This window comes from Klebsiella sp. K5-306 (genome assembly GCF_051835185.1).
Taxonomy (GTDB): Bacteria; Pseudomonadota; Gammaproteobacteria; order Enterobacterales; family Enterobacteriaceae; genus Klebsiella; species Klebsiella oxytoca.
In genome coordinates this window covers 126,839-148,821 of the sequence record NZ_JAIFJY010000005.1, presented here as the reverse complement: position 1 = coordinate 148,821, position 21,983 = coordinate 126,839, and the positions used below count along the sequence as shown (strand labels likewise).

The 21,983-nt window shown below is 53.8% G+C and carries 20 protein-coding genes and 1 tRNA gene; 15 read left to right on the top strand and 6 right to left on the bottom strand.

The genetic code is table 11. From position 1 onward, the window contains the following. The first annotated feature begins 7 nt into the window (after positions 1-7). Genes K2184_RS10055 through yjeJ form a run of 3 tightly spaced genes read left to right on the top strand, consistent with a single transcriptional unit; the run spans position 8 to position 4,302 of the window. A complete protein-coding gene (locus K2184_RS10055) occupies positions 8-1,297 on the top strand; it encodes an HlyD family secretion protein (RefSeq protein ID WP_064370790.1) in 1,290 nt (429 codons plus the stop codon). Beyond that, complete coding sequence (locus K2184_RS10050) at positions 1,290-3,413, top strand: peptidase domain-containing ABC transporter (protein WP_163525027.1); 2,124 nt, start codon at positions 1,290-1,292, stop codon at positions 3,411-3,413. The genes K2184_RS10055 and K2184_RS10050 overlap by 8 nt, the downstream gene beginning before the upstream one ends. A 22-nt stretch (positions 3,414-3,435) precedes the next feature. Then, positions 3,436-4,302 (top strand): YjeJ family protein, encoded by an 867-nt coding sequence (gene yjeJ, locus K2184_RS10045; RefSeq protein ID WP_163525028.1) that lies wholly within the window; start codon positions 3,436-3,438, stop codon positions 4,300-4,302. Positions 4,303-4,352: 50 nt separating this feature from the next. Here yjeJ and K2184_RS10040 read toward each other — a convergent pair whose 3' ends face one another. The 3 genes from K2184_RS10040 to K2184_RS10030 form a co-directional block, all read right to left on the bottom strand. Then, a complete protein-coding gene (locus K2184_RS10040; RefSeq protein WP_004109236.1) occupies positions 4,353-4,706 on the bottom strand; it encodes a DUF4156 domain-containing protein in 354 nt (117 codons plus the stop codon). 134 nt (positions 4,707-4,840) lie between these two features. Further along, positions 4,841-6,487, bottom strand: coding sequence for a chaperonin GroEL (groL, locus tag K2184_RS10035; protein ID WP_004109240.1), 1,647 nt, complete (start codon positions 6,485-6,487; stop codon positions 4,841-4,843). Between the two features lie 43 nt (positions 6,488-6,530). Next, entirely contained in the window at positions 6,531-6,824 is a 294-nt protein-coding gene (locus K2184_RS10030; protein WP_003855929.1) for a co-chaperone GroES, read from the bottom strand. Between the two features lie 232 nt (positions 6,825-7,056). Here K2184_RS10030 and yjeH point away from each other — a divergent pair, with 232 nt between their 5' ends. Beyond that, positions 7,057-8,316 carry an L-methionine/branched-chain amino acid transporter gene (yjeH, locus tag K2184_RS10025; RefSeq protein WP_163525030.1) on the top strand — a complete coding sequence of 420 codons (1,260 nt, stop codon included), beginning with the start codon at positions 7,057-7,059 and terminating at the stop codon, positions 8,314-8,316. A gap of 19 nt (positions 8,317-8,335) precedes the next feature. Here the strand turns inward: yjeH and K2184_RS10020 are convergent, their stop codons facing one another. Then, positions 8,336-8,812 carry an FxsA family protein gene (locus K2184_RS10020; RefSeq protein ID WP_004097899.1) on the bottom strand — a complete coding sequence of 159 codons (477 nt, stop codon included), beginning with the start codon at positions 8,810-8,812 and terminating at the stop codon, positions 8,336-8,338. 338 nt (positions 8,813-9,150) lie between these two features. Between K2184_RS10020 and aspA the strand changes: the two genes are divergently transcribed. The 7 genes from aspA (at position 9,151) to K2184_RS09985 (ending at position 17,131) form a co-directional block, all read left to right on the top strand. Beyond that, a complete protein-coding gene (gene aspA, locus K2184_RS10015) occupies positions 9,151-10,587 on the top strand; it encodes an aspartate ammonia-lyase (protein ID WP_004109248.1) in 1,437 nt (478 codons plus the stop codon). A 118-nt stretch (positions 10,588-10,705) separates the two neighbouring features. Beyond that, complete coding sequence (locus tag K2184_RS10010) at positions 10,706-12,007, top strand: anaerobic C4-dicarboxylate transporter (RefSeq protein ID WP_163525032.1); 1,302 nt, start codon at positions 10,706-10,708, stop codon at positions 12,005-12,007. A 94-nt stretch (positions 12,008-12,101) separates the two neighbouring features. Continuing rightward, positions 12,102-12,425: a divalent cation tolerance protein CutA gene (cutA, locus tag K2184_RS10005; protein ID WP_004109254.1), complete on the top strand. Its 324-nt coding sequence runs from the start codon at positions 12,102-12,104 to the stop codon at positions 12,423-12,425. Continuing rightward, on the top strand, positions 12,401-14,164 hold the full coding sequence (locus K2184_RS10000; RefSeq protein ID WP_049591377.1) for a protein-disulfide reductase DsbD: 1,764 nt from the start codon (positions 12,401-12,403) through the stop codon (positions 14,162-14,164). The genes cutA and K2184_RS10000 overlap by 25 nt, the downstream gene beginning before the upstream one ends. A gap of 41 nt (positions 14,165-14,205) precedes the next feature. After that, complete coding sequence (locus tag K2184_RS09995) at positions 14,206-14,781, top strand: transcriptional regulator (protein WP_423241088.1); 576 nt, start codon at positions 14,206-14,208, stop codon at positions 14,779-14,781. A gap of 68 nt (positions 14,782-14,849) precedes the next feature. Beyond that, the gene (locus K2184_RS09990; protein WP_049593768.1) at positions 14,850-16,940 is read left to right on the top strand and encodes a DUF1176 domain-containing protein; all 2,091 of its coding nucleotides are present in this window, start codon (positions 14,850-14,852) and stop codon (positions 16,938-16,940) included. 115 nt (positions 16,941-17,055) lie between these two features. Then, a tRNA-Phe gene (locus tag K2184_RS09985) sits at positions 17,056-17,131 on the top strand. 372 nt (positions 17,132-17,503) lie between these two features. Here K2184_RS09985 and K2184_RS09980 read toward each other — a convergent pair. After that, positions 17,504-18,091 (bottom strand): NAD(P)H-dependent oxidoreductase, encoded by a 588-nt coding sequence (locus K2184_RS09980; RefSeq protein WP_064371108.1) that lies wholly within the window; start codon positions 18,089-18,091, stop codon positions 17,504-17,506. A 115-nt stretch (positions 18,092-18,206) separates the two neighbouring features. Between K2184_RS09980 and K2184_RS09975 the strand changes: the two genes are divergently transcribed. Beyond that, on the top strand, positions 18,207-18,827 hold the full coding sequence (locus K2184_RS09975; protein ID WP_004109377.1) for a TetR/AcrR family transcriptional regulator: 621 nt from the start codon (positions 18,207-18,209) through the stop codon (positions 18,825-18,827). A gap of 68 nt (positions 18,828-18,895) precedes the next feature. On the opposite strand, the gene K2184_RS09970 is transcribed toward K2184_RS09975, so the two are convergent. After that, on the bottom strand, positions 18,896-19,678 hold the full coding sequence (locus K2184_RS09970; RefSeq protein WP_004109379.1) for a DsbA family protein: 783 nt from the start codon (positions 19,676-19,678) through the stop codon (positions 18,896-18,898). A 223-nt stretch (positions 19,679-19,901) separates the two neighbouring features. On the opposite strand from K2184_RS09970, the gene K2184_RS09965 reads away from it, so the two are divergent. From K2184_RS09965 to cbpM, 3 genes are all read left to right on the top strand, one after another. Further along, on the top strand, positions 19,902-20,585 hold the full coding sequence (locus K2184_RS09965) for a TerC family protein (protein ID WP_004109381.1): 684 nt from the start codon (positions 19,902-19,904) through the stop codon (positions 20,583-20,585). Positions 20,586-20,734: 149 nt separating this feature from the next. Further along, positions 20,735-21,655: a curved DNA-binding protein gene (gene cbpA, locus K2184_RS09960; protein ID WP_163525820.1), complete on the top strand. Its 921-nt coding sequence runs from the start codon at positions 20,735-20,737 to the stop codon at positions 21,653-21,655. Continuing rightward, positions 21,655-21,960 (top strand): chaperone modulator CbpM, encoded by a 306-nt coding sequence (cbpM, locus tag K2184_RS09955; protein WP_004109388.1) that lies wholly within the window; start codon positions 21,655-21,657, stop codon positions 21,958-21,960. The genes cbpA and cbpM overlap by 1 nt, the downstream gene beginning before the upstream one ends. Positions 21,961-21,983: the final 23 nt, after the last annotated feature.

Here is a 21,983-nt window from a genome sequence, read left to right as displayed (position 1 = left end):
GATACACATGTCAAAAAATCTCTATCGCAAGGAAGCGATTGAATACAAAAGGCATCACTGGAAAGGGAAAGCCTTGTTACTCGCAGGCTTACCTGCCTGGTTAATTGCGTCATTATCAGCTTTATTTCTCATTGCACTTATCTGCGCATTGATATTTTGCAAATTCACCCAACGTGTAGATGTTAATGGCGAAGTGATTACTCTCCCGCATTCTATTAACGTCTTTGCTCCTCAACAAGGATTTATCGTTAAGCAATTCGTCAAAATTGGTGACGTTGTAGAAAAAAACCAACCACTCTATGAAATTGATGTATCCCGCAACACCACCAGTGGAAATGTGAGTGCAGCACAAATAGAAGCCATCAAGGAGAAAATTGTCAATTCTGAGAAAATCATCAAAAAGTTGATAGAAAACAAAAAACAAACATTAAATGCGCTAAATGAGCAGTTAGAAACCACCACAACTTCCCTGAAGGAAACCAACCGTATGTTGGTAAACGCCCAGGTAGGTCTGAAAAAAATGCACGTAAATCTTTCAAGCTATGATAAATACCTGAGAGACGGACTTATTACTAAAGATCAATATAACTATCAGCATTCGTTGTATTTTCAGCAGCAGAGTACCTATCAGTCTTTGGTTAGCCAAAAGATGCAACTGGAATCGCAAATCACTCAGCTTAACAGTGACAAAATCACTAAAGCAGCAGATTTTGACAACCAAATTTCCAGTCAGTACAACCAATCCAATGATTTTAAAAATCAGCTAGTCGAATCGAATGCCAACGGAAATATTATTATCAAATCCACAAGCACTGGTAGAATAGAATCTTTATCTGCAACACAGGGACAAACAGTTGATAATGGTAGTAGTCTGGCGCAGATAAAACCGACTGGCGACGTTGAGTATTTTCTCATCCTTTGGTTACCAAACAACACCATCCCTTATTTAAAAACAGGGGACACCATCAATATTCGCTACGATGCATTCCCTTCCGATAAATTTGGGCAATTCCCTGGGGAAATTATATCTATATCCTCAATGCCGGCATCTCGCCAGGAGATGTCTGAATATACTAACGTCAGTAACGGTGGTAATCAGCAGCAAGAACTGGCGCTGTATAAAGCAATTGTCAAAATTAAAGACAAACAGTTCGAATATGACGGAAAAAAACTAAGCCTGTCCAACGGGCTTAAAGCACAAGCCGTCGTCTTCCTTGAAGAACGCCCTCTCTATATGTGGATGTTTACCCCGGTTTATAAGATAAAGCAAAGCGTGAGTGGACCGATTCATGACTAATGAACTGTTTGAAAAAATTACGGCCAAAGTTAATTTTTCAATACTTAAAAAGACGCCCGTAATATTGCAATCTGAGGCTGCTGAGTGCGGCATTGCCTGCTTGGCTATGATTTGCGGACATTATGGTCTAGATATTGATTTGTTTAACTTTCGTCAGCGTTTTGGCAGCCCCTCTCAGGGTGTGACGTTAACGTCATTGAGCAAAACGGCGGAACATGCCGGCTTAAAAAGTCGGGCGTTGTCACTCGATCTTGATGAAATCAGGCAATTAAAGCTGCCCTGTGTTATTCATTGGGGAATGAACCACTATGTCGTTCTGACTAAGGTGCGCAAATCGAGCTTTATTGTCCACGATCCGGCGCTGGGTAAACGTATTATTGGCATTCAGGAAATGTCGAATAATTTTACTGGCATCGCGTTAGAGCTATGGCCCGATCAGAACTTCCGGCAGGAGAAAGCCAAATCTCGACTACGTCTGTTAGATCTGATGCGCAATATCGTCGGATTAAAATCAGCGCTGTTGAAAATTTTCGCCTTCTCAGTCGTGGTTGAAGCTATCGGCTTATTGCTGCCGATAGGCATGCAGTTGGTGACTGACCACGTGATCATGGCTCATGATCAGAGCCTGCTATCCGTTATCTGTATCGGTCTGGTCTTCTTCACCCTGTTCCGCACCTTTATCAGCATGCTTCGCGCATGGATCTCGCTGACGCTAAATACGCTGACGAACATCCAATGGAAAACCACGCTGTTCGATCATCTGACGAGCCTGCCGTTATCCTTTTTTGAAAAACGTCATTTAGGGGATATTCAGTCTCGTTTTTCGTCGCTGGATACTATCCGTTCCACCTTCACCAATAGCATTGTTACCGGCATTATCGACTCAATCATGACGATTGGCCTGCTGGTTATGTTAACGCTGTACGGCGGCTGGCTGGTTTGGGTCGTGGTTGGGTTCACCTTATGCTATGCCATCATGCGCTTTGCCACCTACAGCTTCTACCGTCGCGTTGCCGAAGAGCAGGTTATCAAGGGCGCACGCTCCAGCTCGCACTTTATGGAGTCCCTATACGGTATTTCCACCATTAAAGCGCTGAACTTAAAAGAGCGTCGTTCGCAGCACTGGTTAAATATCAACATTGACGCCTGCAATGCCGGTATCAAACAGACTCGCTTCGATATGATGTTTGGCGGTATTAATACTTTTATTACCTCTATCGATCAGGTCGCCGTACTCTGGCTGGGCGCGATCATGGTCATTGATAACAATATGACCCTCGGTATGTTTATGGCTTTTAACGCCTATCGTGGGCAATTCTCCCAGCGCGCATCAAGCTTGATCGACCTGGTCATGCAGCTGCGAATGCTGTCGTTACATAATGAGCGTCTTTCAGAAATTGTATTTAGCGAGCCGGAAAAAGAGCTGCCTGCACGCCGGGTTTTTGCAGAAAATACTGGCGTGAAATTAGAAGTGAAGAATCTCAGCTATCAGTACGATCCGTTCTCACAACCTATTTTTTCTAATTTAAATATTACCGTTGAACCCGGCGAATCCATCGCACTGGTTGGCCCTTCCGGCGTCGGTAAGACCACGCTGCTGAAAGTCATGTGCGGTCTGTTAGCGCCCACCAGCGGTGACGTGATAGCGGATAACCTTGATATTCAAAAAATTGGCATCAATAACTTTCGTCTCGGAACGGCCTGCGTCCTTCAGGAGGATCGCCTTTTCTCAGGCTCGCTTATCGATAATATCAGCGGCTTTGAAGATAATGCCGATATGGACTTTATCGTTGAGTGCGCACGCAGATGTAATATCCATGATGAAATCATGAAAATGCCGATGGGGTACGAAACGATTGTCGGCGAGCTTGGCTTAGGTATCTCAGGTGGACAAAAACAGAGAATTTTAATCGCTCGCGCGCTCTATCGAAAACCCAGCATTCTGTTTATGGATGAAGCCACCAGCCATCTCGACCTGAAAAATGAATCGGTCATTAACCAGTCTATCTCTGGTTTAAGCATTACCCGAATCATTGTTGCCCATCGGCCATCCACCATTGCCTCAGCCGATCGCATCATTGATATGTCACAGCTCCATATGCAGGCACCAGCGTAACCACCAGGAAAAGGAGATCCGTATGCAAGGAACATTTATTGGTTTTAATACCGCATCTATTAAATATGATGACAAATTTTTGGCTTTAATGCTCAAAGTCAAACTGAGTAATCAACTCTGTCAGTCTTATTATCTTCAGGCGCCGATTCTTGCGGATCTCCTGTTAGTTCTGCAGCACAGAATGGCCATCGTCCTGCAGCGCATAAATGCTGAAGGTGAAAGTTATAAGAATGAACTGGTGGCCTTTAATGAACGCCTTATAGAAAATACACCGGCGATCGATATACCTGAAGTACAGCACCCTAATCCGGAAAGACGTATTATGTCGATAACGTTAAAACCCGGCGACACCTGGTCAACGCTCATTCTGGTGCTGCAAAATGAGCAAATTGCTACGCTGCGTATTGATGATATGCAAGTTGAAGCGCTGCTGGTGGGCATTCAGCAGTCTCTTAAACACACGGGAGATAGCGATCTGATTAATTATTTAACTTCCTCGCTGGAAGGCCTGATGCTTTATGCGGTGGATTTAACGAATACCAGCAACGTTGATTATCAGCAGTATCTTCAGGATGAATGGAAGCTCAATCTGTTTTCCCATTATCTCGGCGTGTTGTACTGTTGTGACACGGAGGAAGGGCGAAAAATCATCTCCGGCGCAGTGATTAAAACCAATGCCGCTCATCCATCAGAACAGGAAAATATCGTTGTAATGCGCTTAATTGAGAGAAGCCCAAAGCTGAAAGAAGTGCATACCCAGCGCCAGCCCAGCCAGATTTTTAGCCAAATCATCCCTTCTCAGCCAGGAAGAATGATGACGCTGGAGGAGTGTCTGCGTCCTTTGCATGCGTTCTACCAGCAAACTCAGGCGCAACTCAGCAAGCAATAAAAAGAGATCAAGAGGGTGCCTCAATTTAGGCAAGAGAGGCACCGGTTAAATCAGTTCGGGCACTTATAAACCTGGCCGTTCATTTGGCTATCGGTCGGCACAAAGCTGGACAGCAGATTCTGCGTCGGGCTGCTGACGCCGTAAATGACGTTGCCACCCATCTCTGCGGCCTTGTTACGCAGGGCGTTTGCCGCGCCGCGCATGGAGCCGCCTTCGTCACCATTCTGTCCGGACAGCCAGTTGCTCTGCGTGCCGCTTGCGGTACCTAACAGCTGGCATTCAGAACCTGGTTTATCTTCAACAAAGCGTACGTTCTGGCCACCAGAGGTCAATTCGTTGCTGGAGCTGCAACCTGCTAACAACAATGCTGCGCCGACAATCCCTGCTAAATATTTTACCTGCATGTTATTCCCCACGATCAATGAGCTGGACGCACTGGCCCGGATGTACAACCTTATACTAAAAAGACGACAAAAAGAAAAACCCCCGAGCATTTCTGCCCGAGGGTTTCTTTATATCTAAGGGGTATAGCGCACGATTACATCATGCCGCCCATACCGCCCATGCCACCCATGCCGCCAGCAGCACCTAAGTCAGGCGCGTCGCTTTTCGGCAGGTCGGTGACCATGCACTCGGTGGTGATCATCAGACCAGCAACGGATGCTGCGTACTGCAGAGCAGAACGAGTCACTTTAGTTGGGTCCAGAATACCGAAGTCGATCATGTTGCCATACTCTTCGGTTGCAGCGTTGTAACCGTAGTTACCTTCACCACCTTTCACAGTGTTCGCCACAACAGACGGTTCTTCACCGGCGTTGGACACGATCTGACGCAGCGGAGCTTCCATTGCGCGCAGCGCAACTTTGATACCGACGTTCTGATCTTCGTTCTGAGCGGTCAGGCCAGCCAGTTTAGCGGCAACGCGAACCAGCGCTACACCACCACCGGCAACCACGCCTTCTTCAACCGCAGCACGGGTCGCGTGCAGGGCATCGTCAACGCGTGCTTTCTTCTCTTTCATTTCAACTTCGGTAGCCGCGCCCACTTTGATTACTGCAACGCCGCCTGCCAGTTTAGCCACGCGCTCCTGCAGTTTTTCACGGTCGTAGTCAGAAGTTGCTTCTTCAATCTGCTTACGGATCTGAGCAACGCGGCCCTGGATCGCAGCTTCTTCGCCCACGCCATCGATGATGGTGGTGGTGTCTTTGTTGATAACAACGCGTTTCGCCTGACCCAGATCTTCCAGAGTCGCTTTTTCCAGCTCCATACCGATCTCTTCAGAGATAACGGTACCGCCAGTCAGAGTTGCGATGTCCTGCAGCATAGCTTTACGACGGTCGCCGAAGCCCGGTGCTTTAACCGCAGCAACTTTAACGATGCCGCGCATGGTGTTCACTACCAGGGTCGCCAGCGCTTCGCCTTCTACGTCTTCAGCGATGATAACCAGCGGTTTGCCCGCTTTTGCTACGGCTTCCAGAACTGGCAGCATTTCGCGGATGTTGGAGATTTTTTTGTCAGCCAGCAGGATGAACGGGCTTTCCAGTTCAACAGCGCCGGTTTCCGGCTTGTTGATGAAGTACGGGGACAGGTAGCCGCGGTCAAACTGCATACCTTCAACCACGTCCAGTTCGTCTTCCAGACCAGTACCGTCTTCAACGGTGATCACGCCTTCTTTACCGACTTTGTCCATCGCTTCAGCGATCAGTTTACCTACGGTTTCGTCGGAGTTAGCGGAGATGGTACCAACCTGAGCAATGGCTTTAGAGTCAGAGCACGGTACGGACAGCGCTTTCAGTTCTTCAACAGCGGCTACGACAGCTTTGTCGATACCACGTTTCAGATCCATCGGGTTCATACCCGCAGCAACGGCTTTCAGGCCTTCAGCAATGATAGCCTGAGCCAGTACGGTTGCGGTGGTGGTACCGTCGCCTGCAGCGTCGTTCGCTTTAGAGGCAACTTCTTTAACCATCTGCGCGCCCATGTTTTCGAACTTGTCTTCCAGCTCGATTTCACGCGCTACGGAAACGCCGTCTTTAGTGATGGTCGGCGCACCGAAGGATTTGTCCAGAACCACGTTACGGCCTTTCGGGCCCAGGGTTACTTTAACTGCGTCTGCCAGTACGTTTACGCCGCGCAGCATTTTCACACGAGCGTCGTTACCGAATTTTACGTCTTTAGCTGCCATTTTATCTTTCCCTTAAATTCGTATGTTCAGTGTCGTTCGCGGATTAAGCTTCAACAATTGCCAGAATGTCGCTTTCGGACATGATCAACACTTCTTCATTGTCGATCTTCTCGGATTTCACGCCGTAGCCATCGTTGAAAATTACGATGTCACCAACTTTAACGTCCAGAGGCTGCACGGTTCCGTTTTCCAGGATGCGGCCCTTACCGACAGCGATGATTTCGCCACGAGTTGATTTTGCTGCCGCAGAACCGGTCAGAACGATGCCGCCAGCAGATTTCGTTTCAACTTCTTTACGTTTGACGATCACACGATCATGTAACGGACGAATACTCATTGATAGCTCTCCTTTGAGAAAGTCATTATCAGTTATGGATGACGCCGGTCCGCACACGGTTTTCCGGCTAGTGCCCTGAGAGATGGGGGTGGGGTTTTACCGCTTCAAGGGGAAAAGTAAAAAAAAATTTGTCCTCGTGCTCAGACGCACACAAATTTGCCGCCGTTGCCTGACGTCATAAGCAAAAGCGATTGTGATACCATCCCTTTTTTGCCGGGCGCAGGGTTGAAACATGAGTGGTTTAAAACAGGAGTTGGGGCTTGCCCAAGGAGTGGGGTTACTCTCCACATCATTACTGGGAACCGGCGTCTTCGCCGTTCCGGCGCTGGCCGCATTGGTCGCCGGCGACAACAGCCTGTGGGCCTGGCCGGCGCTGATTTTACTGGTGTTTCCCATCGCTATCGTCTTCGCCACGCTGGGTCGGCACTTTCCCAGCGCCGGCGGCGTGGCCCATTTTGTGGATATGGCTTTTGGACCGCGTCTGGCGCGCGTCACCGGCTGGCTCTTTCTATCGGTGATCCCGGTCGGATTACCCGCGGCCCTGCATATCGCCACCGGCTTCGGTCAGGCGCTTTTTGGCTGGCACGATAGCCAGCTGCTGCTGGCTGAACTGGGCACGCTGGCGATTATCTGGTGGGTCGGCTCTCGCGGAGCCAGCTCCAGCGCCAATCTACAAACGCTGGTTGCCGTACTCATTGTCGCCCTGATCGTTGCTATCTGGTGGCGCGGCGGGATCAACCCCACGCATATCCCCTTCCCGGCGCCCGCTGAAATCGATAGTTCGCAGCTTTTCTCCGCACTTTCGGTGATGTTCTGGTGTTTTGTCGGTCTGGAGGCTTTCGCTCATCTGGCCTCTGAATTTAAGCAACCGGAGCGCGATTTTCCCCGCGCGCTGATGATCGGCTTATTACTGGCGGGTTCGGTCTACTGGGCCTGTACCGTGCTGGTCCTGCACTTTCATGCCTTTGGTGAGGAGATGGCCGCCGCCGCGTCGCTGCCCAATATCGTCGTACGCCTGTTCGGCATTCAGGCGCTGTGGATTGCCTGCGTTATCGGCTATCTCGCCTGCTTCGCCAGCCTCAATATCTATATCCAGAGCTTTGCCCGCCTGGTGTGGTCGCAGGCGCAGCATAAGCCTGAGAGCTATCTGGCCCGCCTGTCGCCGCGCCAAATTCCGCGCAATGCGCTGAACGCGGTACTCGGCTGCTGCGTGATTAGCGCCTTGTGCATTTACGCGCTCAATATCAACCTGGACGCCCTGATCGTCTACGCCAACGGCATTTTTATTATGATCTATCTGCTGTGTATGCTGGCGGGCTGCCGTTTGCTGCATGGGCGTTATCGCGTGTTAGCGGCGTTTGGCAGCCTGCTGTGCCTGCTGCTGCTGGCGATGGTGGGTTGGAAGAGCCTTTACGCGTTTATCATGCTGGCGGTACTGTGGCTGTTTTTACCGAAGCGCAGGCTGGCGGAGGGGTATTCCAGGCCGGAGTAACCGGCCCGGGCAATGCATGTTAGTCGCGGCGATCGTCTTTATGATCGAGACGGTCGCGTTCGTCGTCTTTACGCTGGTATTCGCCTTCAAAGGTATCGCCGCCGCCCGTTCCGGCGCTAAACCCGCCGCCCGGCATTCGGCTAAAGCGCAGATGCGGCATCAGCTTTAAGGTCAGATGTTTCTGCACCGGAGGCAGCAGCAGCAGCAGCCCCAGGAAATCGGTAAAGAATCCCGGCAGAAGCAGCAGCAAACCGGCGATGATCAGCGACACGCTTTTGATCATTTCAGCGGCCGGGCTCTCTCCCGCCGCCATCTTCTGCTGCATCAGCATGAGGTTTTTAAATCCCTGGTTTTTTACCAGCGATATCCCCACGACCGAGCTAAAGATCACCAGAATCAGCGTCAGCAGGACGCCAAGCACGTGGGCGACCTGGATAAAGATCGATATCTCAATGTAAACGTATAAAAAAACGGCAATTAATGGAATCCAACGCACCGGCGTCTCCTTCATTAACAGGCGCCAGCGTCGGCGCCCGTAGTCATAGATATGCTATTCGCATCGAAAAGATGTTGGGCCAAAACGTCACTTTTCAATCGTAAAAAAAGCTTATTTTTTTCAAGAATAGAAAACCGGTGACTCATTTCACAGATTAATAATTCTTATAGGATTCACTACATAATAAGTGATCAGGGTGACTGATATTCGCTATTATCAGCATATGATCGTGGGCACCGGGCCGATTAAGGAAATAATCTGCGGCCAGAAAATGCGCGAGATCCCATAAATTCTGCGTATTTGGTGAATTCATAGGCAGCTTGAAAGAGAAGGTTCACATGTTAAACAACATTCGTATCGAAGAAGATCTGTTGGGCACCAGGGAAGTTCCAGCTGACGCTTACTACGGCGTCCATACTCTGAGAGCGATTGAAAACTTCTACATCAGCAACAACAAAATCAGCGACATTCCTGAATTTGTCCGCGGAATGGTGATGGTGAAGAAGGCCGCTGCGCAGGCTAACAAAGAGCTGCAAACTATCCCTAAAAGCATCGCCAACGCCATTATTGCCGCCTGCGATGAGGTGTTGAATAACGGCAAGTGCATGGACCAGTTCCCGGTTGATGTGTTCCAGGGCGGGGCAGGCACCTCCGTTAACATGAACACCAACGAAGTCCTGGCGAACATCGGCCTTGAGCTGATGGGCCATCAGAAAGGCGAATATCAGTATCTCAACCCCAACGACCACGTTAACAAATGTCAGTCCACTAACGATGCTTACCCGACCGGTTTCCGCATCGCGGTCTACGCCTCCATTCTCAAACTGATCGATGCAATCAACCAGCTTGGCGAAGGTTTCCAGCAAAAGGCCGTTGAGTTCCAGGACATTCTGAAAATGGGTCGTACCCAGCTGCAGGACGCGGTGCCGATGACCCTGGGGCAGGAGTTCCACGCGTTTAACGTTCTGCTTAACGAAGAGACCAAATGCATTCTGCGCACCGCTGAGCTGCTGCTGGAGGTAAACCTCGGCGCGACCGCTATCGGCACCCGCCTGAATACCCCGGATGGTTATCAGCAGCTGGCAGTTCAAAAACTGGCGGAAGTCAGCAACCTGCCGGTTGTGCCAGCCGAAGACCTGATCGAAGCCACCTCCGACTGCGGCGCCTACGTGATGGTCCACAGCTCTCTGAAGCGGCTGGCGGTTAAACTGTCCAAAATCTGTAACGACCTGCGCCTGCTCTCTTCCGGCCCGCGCGCCGGCCTGAACGAAATTAACCTGCCCGAACTGCAGGCGGGCTCCTCTATCATGCCAGCCAAGGTAAACCCGGTGGTCCCTGAGGTCGTCAATCAGGTGTGCTTCAAAGTGATTGGTAACGATACAACCGTCACCATGGCTTCCGAAGCGGGGCAGCTGCAGCTGAACGTGATGGAGCCGGTGATTGGCCAGGCAATGTTTGAATCTATCCATATTCTGACTAACGCCTGCTACAACCTGCTGGAAAAATGCGTGAGCGGCATCACCGCCAACAAAGCGGTATGCGAAAGCTACGTCTACAACTCCATTGGCATCGTCACCTACCTCAACCCGTATATCGGCCACCACAATGGCGATATCGTCGGCAAGATTTGCGCCGAAACGGGCAAGAGCGTCAGAGACGTGGTGCTTGAGCGCGGGCTGCTGACCGCAGCGGAGCTGGACGATATCTTCTCCGCGCAAAACCTGATGCATCCGGCCTATAAAGCGAAGCGGTATACTGATGAAAGCGAACAGTAAAGTTTCAGGTTAAACTAATCACGGGCATGTCAGCGATGACATGCCTTTTTTGTTCTTATTGATCTACTAAATTACAACAATCCAATATCAACTTGTTAATAAAACAAGGAAGGCATATATGTTTGGTGCAGAACTCGTTATTGTCCTGCTGGCTATTTATCTGGGAGCCAGACTCGGGGGTATCGGCATCGGTTTCGCCGGTGGCCTGGGCGTCCTCGTCCTGACCCTCTTTTTTCAAATTAAACCCGGCGCGATCCCCTTCGACGTCATCGAAATCATTATGGCGGTTATCGCCGCTATCGCCGCCATGCAGGTCGCCGGAGGGATGGACTACCTGGTCAGTCTCGCCGAACGTATGCTGCGACGTCACCCCAAATACATCACCTTTCTCGCCCCGCTGGTCACCTGGTTTATGACCATACTGGCCGGAACGGGGCATACTGCATTCTCCACCCTGCCGGTTATTACCGAAGTGGCTAAAGAGCAGGGTATTCGCCCCTCGCGCCCTCTTTCCATCGCCGTGGTGGCCTCACAGATTGCGATCACCGCCTCGCCGATTTCCGCTGCGGTGGTCTTTTTTGCCGGCATCCTTGAACCGCTGGGCGTCAGCTACCTGACTCTGCTGGCAATCTGTATTCCGGTTACCCTGATTGCCGTGATGCTCACCGCCATCGTCTGTAACTTCCTCGGCTGTGAGCTAAAAGACGATCCGATTTATCAGGAGCGGCTGGCGAAAGGGGAAGTCAAGCTGCGCGGCAGCCAGGTTTTCGAGCTTAAGCCGCACGCCAGACGCTCTGTGCTGCTGTTCCTGATTGGTATCGTCGCGGTAATGTTTTACGCCACCGCCATCAGCGACACCGTCGGCCTGATTGAAGATCCGGTTTTGCCGCGCAACGAAGCGATCGTGGTATTTATGCTGACTATCGCGACATTGATCAGCATCACCTGCAAAATCGACACCGGTGAAGTACTCAACGCCAGCACGTTTAAATCCGGCATGAGCGCCTGCGTTTGCGTTCTCGGCGTCGCATGGCTGGGGGATACTTTCGTTAAAGCCCACATCAGCGATATCCAGACGGTAGCAGGCGACCTGCTGCACAACTATCCGTGGCTGCTGGCGGTCGTGCTATTCTTCGCCGCAACCCTGCTCTATTCCCAGGCAGCCACCACCAAGGCGCTGATGCCCGCCGCGCTGATGCTGGGCGTAAGCCCTCTCACCGCCATCGCCTCATTTGCCGCCGTCTCTGCGCTGTTCGTTCTGCCAACCTACCCAACTCTGCTAGCGGCGGTCGAAATGGATGACACCGGCTCCACCCGCATCGGTAAATACGTCTTCAACCACGCCTTCCTGATCCCCGGCGTCATCGCCATTACGCTATGCGTGATCCTCGGGTTTATTTTTGGCGGCATCATGCTGTAAATCTCTTCAAATTCGGGCCAGATCCTGGCCCGTTTCGTTAATCCTCCCTATCTTGCGTGCTATAGTGCCTCTTTTCGCTGATACGAGGTTCACGATGACTACGCCTGATGCTGTTGTTGTACTCTGTACCGCGCCGGATGAAGCGACCGCCCAGGACCTGGCGGCCAAAGCATTGGCGGAAAAACTTGCCGCCTGCGCCACGCTCCTGCCGGGAGCGACGTCGCTCTATTACTGGGAAGGAAAACTGGAGCAGGAGTATGAAGTGCAAATGCTGCTGAAAACCGACCTTGCCCATCAGCAGGCGCTGCTGGACTGTCTGAAGTCCCATCACCCGTATCAAACCCCTGAACTTTTGGTTCTGCCCGTTATTCACGGAGACAATGATTACCTCTCATGGCTCAACGCATCATTACGCTGATCCTGCTGCTTTGCAGCACATCGGCCATTGCCGGCCTGTTCGACGCCCCCGGTCGTTCGAACTTTGTTCCTGCTGACCAGGCTTTTGCCTTCGATTTTCAGCAGAATCAACACGATCTCAATCTGACCTGGCAAATCAAGGAGGGTTACTATCTTTACCGCAAACAGATTAAGCTGACCTCCGCCGATGCGACGTTTATCGAACCCTCGCTGCCGTCAGGCGAATGGCATGAGGACGAGTTTTACGGTAAAAGTGAAATTTACCGCCAGCGCCTGACCGTCCCGGTCACTCTGACGCACGCCGCCGCTGGCGCAACCCTTACCGTCACCTGGCAGGGCTGCGCGGATGCGGGTTTTTGCTATCCGCCAGAAACCAAAATCGTGCCGCTTGGCAAAGCGCTGGCGCGCTCCAGTAACGATGCGCACGCCGGGCAACCCAGGCTGAACCCGCCGCTGCCGCTGGAAACGCGCCCGGCGCTGCCGGTCGAGTCGCCGTCCGACCTTCCTTCTCCCGTCGCGGACAACCACAGCGCCGATCTCCCCTTTAGCGCGCTTTGGGCGCTATTAATTGGTATCGGCATCGCCTTTACCCCCTGCGTTCTGCCGATGTATCCGCTGATTTCCGGCATCGTGCTGGGCGGTCAAAAACGCCTCTCCACCGCCCGCGCGCTGCTGCTGGCCTTTATCTACGTTCAGGGAATGGCGTTAACCTACACCGCGCTGGGTCTGGTCGTCGCCGCTGCGGGCCTGCAGTTCCAGGCAGCGCTGCAGCACCCTTATGTGCTGATCGGCCTGTCGGTCGTGTTTATCCTGCTGGCGCTGTCGATGTTTGGTCTGTTTACGCTCCAGCTGCCTTCATCGCTGCAAACGCGTCTGACGCTGATGAGCAATAAACGCCAGGGCGGTTCACCCGGCGGCGTATTCGCCATGGGGGCGATTGCCGGATTAATCTGCTCGCCCTGCACCACCGCGCCGCTGAGCGCCATTCTGCTCTATATCGCCCAGAGCGGTAATCTGTGGCTGGGCGGTGGAACCCTGTACCTCTACGCGCTCGGAATGGGGCTGCCGCTGATCCTGGTGACCGTATTTGGCAACCGCCTGCTGCCGAAAAGCGGCCCGTGGATGGCTCACGTGAAAACCGCCTTTGGCTTCGTGATCCTCGCGCTGCCGGTATTTTTACTGGAACGCATCCTGGGAGACCTGTGGGGCCTGCGGCTTTGGTCGCTGCTTGGCGTCGCCTTTTTTAGCTGGGCGTTTATCACCTCGCTGGGCGGCACGCGCCCCTGGCTGCGTCTCGTACAAATCGCCATGCTCGGCGCCGCGCTGGTCAGCGCCCGTCCGCTGCAGGACTGGGCTTTCGATGCACCGGTCGTGCAACGGCAATCCCATCTCCAGTTTACCCGTATCCATAGCGTCGATGAGCTCAATCAGGCGCTGGCGCAGGCGAAAGGCAAACCGGTGATGCTCGATCTTTACGCCGACTGGTGCGTGGCCTGCAAAGAGTTCGAGAAATACACCTTTACCTCACCTGAGGTTCAACAGGCCCTGAAAGAGACCGTTCTGCTACAAGTGGATGTCACGAAAAATAGCGCACAAGACGCGGCGCTGCTGAAGCACCTCAGGGTGCTTGGCCTCCCCACGATTCTGTTCTTCAACGAACAGGGCGAGGAGCAGCCCGCGCAGCGTGTCACCGGGTTTATGGATGCCGCGGCATTCAGCGCCCATTTGCGCGATCGATAACCGTGAGCGACACTTTAGGAGGGAAAATGGAGGAGAAGACCGTGCAACGTGAAGAAGTCTTGAGTGAAGCCATCCAAATCCTCGAAATCGAGGGTATCGCTAACACCACGCTGGAAATGGTCGCCGAGCGCGTGGCTTACCCGCTCAATGACCTCAAACGTTTCTGGCCCGATCGCGAGGCGCTGCTGTATGACGCGCTTCGCCATCTTAGCCATCAGGTCGATGCCTGGCGCCGTCAGCTTTTACTCGACGAGTCGCTAAGCGCAGAGCAGAAACTGCTGGCCCGCTACGCCGCGCTGACCACCTGCGTTAGCAACCATCGTTATCCCGGCTGCCTGTTTATCGCCGCCTGTACTTTTTACCCGGACGCTCAGCACCCGATCCATCAGTTGGCCGAGCAGCAGAAGCAGGCTTCTCTGGCCTATACTCACGAACTGCTTAGCCAGCTGGAGGTTGACGATCCGGCGATGGTCGCGAAGCAGATGGAGCTGATCATCGAAGGTTGCCTGAGCCGCCTGCTGATCAAACGTAGCCAGACTGACGTCGATACCGCACGTCGCCTGGCAGAAGATATTTTGCGTTTTGCCCAGTGCCGGATGGGCGGTGCGCTGACCTGATTCCGATATCTTAACCGATTCATCGCGCATATAATTCCCCACTCATCGATATGCTGACAGGGTTTGATATGCGCTCTCTTCTTTGGGCTGCCATTATGGGGCTGTGTTCGACACCGCTTCTGGCAGCCTCTCCGCAAGGTTTCTCTTTCGCGCATAAAGACTGGGAGCTCGCCTGCGACAACACCGGCACCTGCCGGGCCGCAGGCTATGGCGTCACCATGGGCGAAGTCAGTGTTCTGCTGACCCGCAATGCGGGCGCGGCGCAGCACGTCGTCGCCGTTGCGACCTTCGCGCAAACCGAACGCGATATTCCGCCCGACGCCACGGTCACTCTGTTCATCGACGATCGCGACAACGGCGCCCTCGAAGCCGTCGACGAGAGCCATTTTCGCTTTGATGATAGCCAGACGTCGGCCCTGATTCAGGCCCTGGAGCATAACGGCAAAATTGAGCTGGCGATTAACGGCGAGCGCAAGGTGCTTTCCAGCGCAGGCAGCAGCGCCGCATTTCTGAAAATGGATGAGTTCCAGCAGCGCCTGGGCACCGCCGATGCGCTGATGCGTCAAGGAGATGCCGGCGATGACAACGTTTTGCCGGCGGCGCCCGCGCCGGAAATCATCGCCGCGCCGGTCATTAACAATGCCGCTGCCGCGACGCTGACGGCAAAACAGCGGCAGAAGCTTCTTCCGCAGCTAACCCCCGTGCTTAACAGCCATTGCGACGACTGGCAAAACGCCGACATCCCGGCCTCCGAGCGTCAGCTCACCGCCACCCCGCTGGATAAAAACCACACCTTGATTCAGGCCCTTTGCTGGCGCGCGGCCTACAACGACGGCTACGCCATATGGGTGGTCGACAAAGCATTTATGACTCAGCCTCAGCTGATCGCTACCGACGCCTCCAGCTATGGCGATGGCGTGCTTACCTTTTTCAACAAGGGCCGCGGTATTGCCGACTGCATCAGCGGAGAAGAGCGCGTGTGGGACGGCCGGACCTTTGTTCAGAGCCTGAAATACACCACCGGCGACTGCCGGGAAATCGCCCCCGGCGGCGCATGGATGTTGCCCACTTTCGTCAGTCAGGTTATCCCCAGGCAGCAAAAAGAAGCCGATAATAATGCGCTGAAAGCGCTGTATAACGCCGTGTTAAAAGAGCAGAAGGTCAACCCTGAACTGGATCTGAATAAGATCGCCGAACAGTTTCCCCTCAGCGGCAAGGTCAGCCATTTTACGCTGACCTACGCGGACGACTCTCTGGTCTCGACGAGCAAACCTTCCGCCGATATCAGCGATGATGAGTGGCAGGCGTTTCTCCAGTCTGATATCAGCGCCGACTCCGAAAACGGCAAAGTCAGCTTCACCCTGGTGGATCTCGACGGTGACGGCAGACGCGATTTAATTATCGATAGCTACGTCGGCGGCACCGGACTCTTTAGCTATACCGGAGTCTTAAAACGCAACGACGACGCTTTCGAAACGGTCAACAGCGACGATAGCGGCAACGGCGATGATTTTGACGCAGGGGTTCCCGGCGCGCTTTTTTCCCTTAACGGCCGCGGCGCCAACCAGTGGAGCCAGTGGGTACGCATTAATGGCCAGGTTTATGCCCTCTGGTACAACGGTCAGTTTGGCGAAGATAATCTCTATTTATTGCGCCCGTTTGCCCCCTCGGGCAGTAGCGCGCCCGCGGTGACGATCCGCTATCGCTACACTCTCAATGACATCCGCTCGCCGGAAAAAGGCCAGCCGCTGACGCCCGCGTTAAGCGACGGGGAAAAAACGGATCTGCTGAAGTCGCTGGAGGTGATGCAGAGCAGCCTGCTTAAGGATAAGCCGCAGAGCGACGGCGAAGCCCCAATCTGCCCTATTCCTCCGGGCACGTCGGCCGACGATGCGGAAAGTTACTATAGCGGCGTGGCGTCTAACTATATTTATGAAACCGTCGCCTATATTCCGGTCTGGCTGAATGATAAATGTTTTATCGGCACCATCTTTAGCCACCACGGCGCATACCGTCACGGCGTCGACGCGGAAATTACCATCAGCTCGCCGCGCGATGACGAAGACGTCGTCGGCGACTACGCGATCTCCGGACTTCGCCACGCGATCTCAGTGACCAGCGGCTGGAAGAACCGCGAAGGCGATAACGGCATGATGTAATTTCCCGCAGAATAGCGCGCTCAGACGCAGAATTGCCGCAAAGTTAAGCAACCGGTAGATAAATCGAGAAATTTGATTGACGGAGCGTACGGATTACGGTTTAATGCGCCCCGTTGCCCGGATAGCTCAGTCGGTAGAGCAGGGGATTGAAAATCCCCGTGTCCTTGGTTCGATTCCGAGTCCGGGCACCACTATTCAGAGAACCCAGCCTATGGCTGGGTTTTTGCTTTTCCGCGAGCGGACTCTCCATCGAACTCCGTTCGATTATTCGCCGCACGGCGGCTCACCCCTTCGGGGCCAGCGCGACAAGCGCGCTGTTCAACGCCTCTGGCGTTAGTCCGAGTCCGGGCACCACTATTCAGAGAACCCAGCCTATGGCTGGGTTTTTGCTTTTCCGCGAGCGGACTCTCCATCGAACTCCGTTCGATTATTCGCCGCACGGCGGCTCACCCCTTCGGGGCCAGCGCGACAAGCGCGCTGTTCAACGCCTGCGGCGTTAGTCCGAGTCCGGGCACCACTATTTAAAGAACCTGCCCACAAGGCCAGTTTTTGCTTTTCTGCTTTCAGTTAAATATCGTCTTCCCTAGCTGATACCCCGCCTCAAGATGCGCTTTCGCCGTTTCCAGCTCCGGTAACAGCAGCAGCTGCGAACTGGCCACCGTCGCCCCGCAGTAATCAAAAATGCCGTGGGCGATCTGCGCATGAAAAGCAGCGGTAAACCCATGCTTATCATACGTTTTCTGATTGGCTGCGCCTAACGCAACCAGGTGCACTCGCAGGCGCCCGAGCTTCTTCACCACCTCGCCCCCGGCGGTTTCCTCATAGGCCCAGCCGTTGGCAAACACGCGGTCGATCCAGCCCTTCAGCAGCGCAGGCATCGACCACCAGTAAACGGGAAAGACCAGCACCAGCGCGTCGGCTCGATCGAGTCTGGCCTGCTCAGCAATCACATCGGGCGGCGTGGCGCCGGTTTGCAGAAATGCGGCGATATCCGGCTCAGTAAACACCGGGTTAAAGCCTTCCTGCGTTAAATCTGCTATTTCAGCAGTGTGCTGCTGGCCGGATTCGGCAATCCCTTGCGCAATAGCCGTCGCTACGCTGTGAGTCAGAGAAGTATTAAGAGGATGAGAAACCACGATTAATGCATGCATGACGGATACCCCAGTTGCGCGATAACGATATTGGACGTAGTCTAATATACTAACAGTAACCTACTCATGGTAACTTACCTTTGGTATATTAGCATGTCAACGGGAGAATCCTTTTATGTCTCAACCCCTCGTACGGCAGCGTTTAACGCGAGAAGAGCGGCGCACGCAGCTGATGGACGTCGCCTGGCATATTATTCGCGAGGAAGGAACCGACGCCCTGACGCTGGGCTATCTGGCGACCCAGGCGGGGGTGACTAAACCGGTGGTTTACGATCATTTTGACAGCCGTTCGGGACTTTTCGCGGCGCTGTATGCGGAATACGACCAGCGCCAGAGCGTAAAGATGGATGAAATTCTGCGCAACACCGAACCCAGGGCGGAGACACTGGCTTCGGCGATCGCTAATGCCTACATTGAGTGCGTCCTGCTCCAGGGCCGCGAAATGCCCAGCGTGATGGCCGCGCTGGCCGGGACGCCTGAGCTGGAGAAAATCAAGCAGGAGTGCATAACCGCATTTACCGCGAAATGCCGGCAATATTTTTCGCCGCTTTGCGAGAGTGAAAACCTCAGCGAAGCAGCCATTCTCGCCATGCTTGGATCCGCCGACGGGCTATCGGCTGCGGTAGTAAACGGCGTCATCACGGAGCAGCAGGCGAAAGATGAGCTATTTCAGGTGATTATGTCGATGCTGCAGCGCTGCTGCCGTGGCGAAGAAGCGCTACCCGGTAGCGGCTAGCGCTTTATATGGCCGACAAAACTTATCAGATCATCTGATGATGAGTTTTCCGTGGGCGCCTTTAATTATCAGCCGCCCGCTTTCTTAATCGCCGCATCCAGCGAGGCTTTATCCGCCAGCCCAGGGAATACGGTGATCGTCGCCTCCGTGGCGCCGGTCGTCGGCATTACGATAACGCCGGGCGTACCGCTTAAACCGATCTCCTGCGCCAGCTGGTTGGTACTTTCCAGTACCGACTCAACGTCCGCCGCTTTCTTCGCATCGAAATTGACCTTCTTCGCCTGCTGCTGCACGTCAGCGGCGGTTAGCTTGCCTTCGTTATGCCCGGTGGAATAGATGCCGTTATGGTAGGTCAAATAGGCCTCTGCGCCCTTCTGCTGATAAATCTGCAGCCCGGTTTTCGCCGCCTCCAGCGAGGTTTCCCAACGGCTGCCAAAAATTGGCCACTCTTTGAAAGCAAAGCGGGTCTGCGGGTTCTCTTTAATAACCTGCTCCATGACCGGAGCCAGACGGCTGCAGTAAACGCATTGATAATCAAAGAATTCAATAACGGTCACTTTGCCCTCTTTCGGGCCATAGGTTGGGGTGTTTTTATCCTGCGTCAGCGCAGCCGCGTTCTTCAGTACCGCCTGCGTCGCGGCGCTGGCCTGCTGCTGTTCCTGAATTTGCTGCAGCTTCTGGCTGGCCTGCAGCAGCACTTCCGGATGCGCGACTAAATAGTCCGCGGCAATTTTGCCGATACGGGCTTCCTGTTCGGGCGTGAAGGTGGGTGCATCAGCGGCAGTTGCCATCACCGGAAGCAGTGCGGCGCCAATAAAGGCGAGTGTCAGTAAATTCTTATGGCCGGGCATGTGGGTAGTCCTTGCGATGGGTGAACGGCAGGTGTGTCTTTACGAACAAAATATCATCCTTTGCCCGCGAATCATCCCCGGACGAGGCAATGATTAGTAACTATATTTTTCAATAACTCAATGCGCCCTCGCGATTTAGCGGGTGGTCAACGCGCGTGAACGGGAGTACGCTTCGCCCCCTGCTTTTCCCCCCAGGGCCTCTTTTTAGTTAGATGAGTTAGGTATGAATGAGTTTTTCAGTCAGTGGGACGTAGCGGTTATCCTGCTGCAAATTATCGCTATCGACCTGTTATTAGGTGGCGACAACGCGGTGGTGATCGCAATGGCCTGCCGTAAGCTGCCGCCGCATCAGCGGACCAAAGCGATTATTATCGGCACCTTTGGTGCGATAGCGGCGCGCGTGCTGCTGCTGGCCGTGGCTATTTATTTGCTCTCATTGCCGTGGTTGAAAGTGGTTGGCGCTCTGATGCTGTTGTGGATCGGTATCAAGCTGGTCACCAATCAGGAAGAAGAGAATGAAATCAGCAGCTCCAGCAGCCTGTGGCGTACTGCGGTCACCATTACCGTTGCCGATGTCATTATGTCGCTGGACAACGTACTGGCCGTCGCCGCCGCCGGAAAAGGCCATCTGCTGCTGGTCGCGCTGGGGGTGCTGATCAGCATCCCGATTATTGTCGCGGGCAGTAAACTGGTGTTGGCGATCCTTAACCGCTTCCCGTCGGTGGTGATGCTGGGCGGCGCGCTTATCGGCTGGATAGCCGGCTCAATGATGGTGAGCGATGTCACCATCGTTCATCTGTTCCCCAACGCGCCAGCCGCCCTTCCGTTGATCGGCGGTGCCATTGGCGCTGCCCTGGTGCTGCTGGAAGGGCTGCGCAGGAACCGCAGCAGGCCTTCTGCCGAATAGGGTTATCCACGTTCTGTCGCCGTCGATCCCGACGGCGTCAAGTTTGCGCCACTTTTCCGCCACATCCGTCCTCATTTGCCCTACGCTTAATAAAGACACCTGTTCCAGGGATCTGTAACCGTAATATTGCGCATAAATGAGATAACATCATGGAATTAAAGGATTATTATGCCATTTTAGGGGTTCAGCCAACGGACGATCTGAAAACCATTAAGACCGCCTATCGCCGTCTGGCACGCAAATATCACCCCGATGTCAGTAAAGAAAACGATGCCGAAGCCAGGTTCAAAGATCTCGCCGAAGCCTGGGAAGTGCTTAAAGATGACCAGCGCCGCGCTGAATACGACCAACTGTGGCAGCACCGCAACGATCCGCACTTTGGCCGTCAGCAACAACACTCCCACGAGCAGAGCTACAGCCAGCAGGACTTTGACGACATCTTCTCCTCCATGTTTGGCCAGCAGGCGCATCATAGCCGCCGCCAGCAGGGCGTGCGCGGCCATGATTTAGAGATAGAAGTCGCGGTTTTCCTTGAAGAGACTTTAGCCGAGCAGACGCGCACTATCAGCTATAAGCTGCCGGTGTATAACGTCTTTGGCATGGTTGAAAGCGAAACGCCGAAAACCCTGAACGTAAAAATTCCCGCAGGCGTCGTCGACGGCCAGCGCATCCGCCTGAAAGGCCAGGGCACCCCCGGCGAGAATGGCGGCCCGAACGGCGACCTGTGGCTGGTGATACATATCGCCCCGCATCCGCTGTTTGATATCGTCGGACATAACCTTGAAATTGTCCTGCCGCTGGCACCATGGGAAGCGGCATTAGGCACCAAAGTCACTATCCCGACGCTCAAAGAGAGCATTCTGTTGACCATCCCGCCGGGCAGCCAGGCCGGACAGCGCCTGCGCGTCAAGGGCAAAGGGCTGGCCAGCAAAACCACCACTGGCGATCTGTACGCCGTGATTAAAATCGTTATGCCGCCAAAATCGGATGAGAAGAGCCGCGAGCTCTGGCAGCAGCTGGCCGATGCGCAATCCAGCTTCGAGCCGCGTAAGACATGGGGGAAAGCCTGATGGCTAAGATAACAGTGACGTTTACGATTACCGAATTTTGTCTCCACACCGGCCTTTCCGAGGAGGAGCTGAACGAAATTGTCGGCCTCGGCATGATCGAGCCGCGCCAGCCGCAGCGGGAAAAGTGGCTGTTTGACGATAGTGCGGTGACAATTGTTCACCGCGCCGTACGCTTACGCAAAGAGCTGGAGCTGGACTGGCCGGGGATCGCCGTCGCCTTGACGCTGCTTGACGAGAACGCGCGCCTGAGCCGTGAAAATCAAATTCTGCAGCAGCGGCTGGCGCGCTTTCTGACGCATGGTTAAACCCCATCCGCAGACGGTGGTAA